General features: G+C 76.8%; 1 protein-coding gene and 1 pseudogene. Both read right to left on the bottom strand.

Translation table 11 applies throughout. The features are described 5' to 3' along the window. Nucleotides 1–213, bottom strand: a pseudogene (locus H0523_RS32065) (dihydroorotase); the annotation flags it as partial. Continuing rightward, the coding region (locus H0523_RS32070; protein WP_180180330.1) for an aspartate carbamoyltransferase at nt 210–820 on the bottom strand (611 nt) is incomplete at its 5' end. The pseudogene H0523_RS32065 and the gene H0523_RS32070, both read right to left, overlap by 4 nt.

Below are 820 nucleotides of genomic sequence, written 5' to 3' on the forward strand. Positions count from 1 at the left end.
GGCGCCGGCGTCCTGGCGCAGCACGCGCGCCGACAGGTCCACCAGGCCCGGCAGCACGGCCAGGCCGGCGGCGTCGATGCGGCGATCGGCCTGGAAGCCGTCGGGCGCCTGGCCGACCGCCGCCACGCGGCCGTCGGCGATGAACAGGTCCTGCAAGCCGTCGCGGTCGTGGGCCGGGTCGATCAGGCGGCCATTGGCGATGTGCAGCCTCATGCGGCGACTCCGGCCAGCACGCTCAGGGCGGCCAGGCGCAGATGGCCTTCGGACCGGGCCAGGCCGGCCTCGATCTCGCCCAGGCCGGCGGCGACGTCGCCATCGACCTCGATGCCGGGCGTCAGCGCGGCGGCGGGCAGCAGCAGGACATCGGGCCGGGCCGCGGCCAGGCGGGCGGGCGTCAGGCCGTAAGCGGCGGCGTATTCGCGCGCCGACGGCAGCAGCGCGCCGCTCATGCGCTCGGCCCGCAGGGGCAGCGCGATCACCACATCGGCCTCGGCCAGGCATTCGTGCAGGGTGGCACAGGCGCGCACGCCGAGTTGCGGCAGGCCGTCGGGCAGCAGGGTGCGCGGCGCGGCGGCGCGCACTTCGGGCACGCCCAGCGTGGTCATGGCATGGATCAGGCTGCGCGCCACGGCGCTGTGGCGGATGTCGCCCACCAGCGCCACGGCCAGGTTGGTCAGATCCTGTCTGGCCTGCAGCATGGCCTGCACGCGGGCCAGCGCCGGCAGCGGATCGGCGTGCGCGCCATCGCCGGCGTTGAGGATGCGCAGGCCCGGCGCGCATGCGGCGGCGGCGCTGACGGCGGCGCCGCTGGCCGGATGCC

Source organism: Achromobacter insuavis, from assembly GCF_902859645.1.
GTDB lineage: Bacteria > Pseudomonadota > Gammaproteobacteria > Burkholderiales > Burkholderiaceae_B > Achromobacter > Achromobacter insuavis.